General features: G+C 75.4%; 1 protein-coding gene. It reads left to right on the plus strand.

Annotation, left to right across the window (positions count from 1 at the left end):
• Window positions 1–95 precede the first annotated feature (95 nt).
• The gene (locus B5G02_RS09965) at window positions 96–1,493 is read left to right on the plus strand and encodes an IS3 family transposase (protein ID WP_241146234.1); all 1,398 of its coding nucleotides are present in this window, start codon (window positions 96–98) and stop codon (window positions 1,491–1,493) included.
• The last annotated feature ends 27 nt before the right edge of the window (window positions 1,494–1,520 follow it).

The following is a 1,520-nucleotide window of genomic DNA, read 5'->3' on the forward strand; positions in this document are numbered from 1 at the left end:
GGAAGCGCGGCGGAATCCTGGACCGCCGGATGGGAGGGGCGATGTACCCGAGGGAGGACAGGGGGAGGATCCTCGCGGACCTCGAGGAGAGCGGGATGCTGCCGGGGGCGTTCGCGAGGTCGAGGCCCGGGTCGCCCTCGGCCTCGACGCTCCGCCGCTGGGCGAGGCAGGCGGAGGAGGGCCTGCTGGAGGTCCCGCGGCGCGAGGTGAGGGGCCGGGCGGAGGGGCGGCCCAGGCACGGGCGCTACCCGGGGGAGACGGTGGCGGAGGCCGTGAGGCTCGTCTCGGGCGGGGCGCGCCCCGCGGACGTCGCCCGCAGGCTCGGCGTCTCGTCCGGCGGGCTGGTGCGGTCGTGGTGCAGGAGGGCCGCCGGGGCGGGTAGAACCCCCTGGAGGGGGGCGGTGCGCATGGGCGGCCCGGCGGAGGACAGGATAGCGGAGCTCGAGGCCGAGCTCGCCGAGGAGAGGATGCGCTGCGCCGCGCTCAGGGAGCTGATGCGCGACCCAAAAGCAGGCGACCCGGCGAGCCTCTCGAACTCGCGGAAGGCAGAGTTAGGCGAGAGATTGAGGAGGGGCTGCGGGTACCGGCTCCGGGACGTGCTGACCCTGTTGAGGATATCGAAGAGCTCATACGAGTACGCCAGGCGCGCGAACGAGGCGAGGGGTGAGCGCTCGGAGCGCGTCGCCCGCCGCGTCCGCCGCGCCTGGGAGGCGAGCGGGCGCACCTACGGCTACAGGCGCGTCTGGGCGTCCGTGAGGTCGGGGGCCGACGGCCTCCCGCCGGAGGGGGTCTCCCAGCTCGAGGCGCGCCGGGCGATGCGCGCGGCGGGGATCAGCGGCAGGAGGCCGAGGGCGGGCAGGCCGTGGAGCTCCTACGCGGGCGAGACCGACGACCGCCCGGCGAACGCGCCCAGGGAGCGCGCGGCCGCCCGCCGCGCCGCCGGCGAGGACTTCCGGCTGGCGCACGACTTCTCCGCCCCTGCGCCCGGGGAGCTCGCGGTGACCGACGTCACCGAGTTCTCGATCCCGGCCGGGAAGGTCTACCTCTCGCCCGTCATCGACTGCTTCGACGGGGCGCCGGCGGCGTGGTCGATCTCGCGGCACCCGGACTCCGCGCTCTGCGACGGCTCCCTGCGCGCCTACCTCGACGGCCTGCCCGCGGGGTCGGCGCCGACCGTCCACACCGACGGCGGGGCGACCTACCGCTCGGCGTCCTGGAAGGCGATCGCCGGGGAGCGCGGGGCGGCCAGGTCGATGTCCCGCAAGGCCTGCTGCCAGGACAACGCCCGGGCCGAGGGCTTCTTCGGGACGCTCAAGGAGGAGTTCTTCTACGGCAGGGACTGGTCGGGCGCCTCGCTCGCGGCGTTCGAGGAGGAGCTCGACGGGTACCTCAGGTGGTACGCGACCGGGCGCCTCAAGGCCTTCCGCGAGGGCGGGCGGACGGTGTACGATACGATCGCCGGGCGCAGGGGGCGCCTCGGCTACGCGACGTAGGCGGTCCAAGGTGGCCGCCGCACTCCC

This window comes from [Collinsella] massiliensis (assembly GCF_002161605.1).
In the GTDB taxonomy this organism is placed as follows: Bacteria; Actinomycetota; Coriobacteriia; order Coriobacteriales; family Coriobacteriaceae; genus Enorma.

Coding starts and splice junctions, on each gene's coding strand:
- B5G02_RS09965 (WP_241146234.1), top strand. CDS start 96: ATGCTGCCGGGGGCGTTCGCGAGGTCGAGGCCCGGGTCGCCCTCGGCC.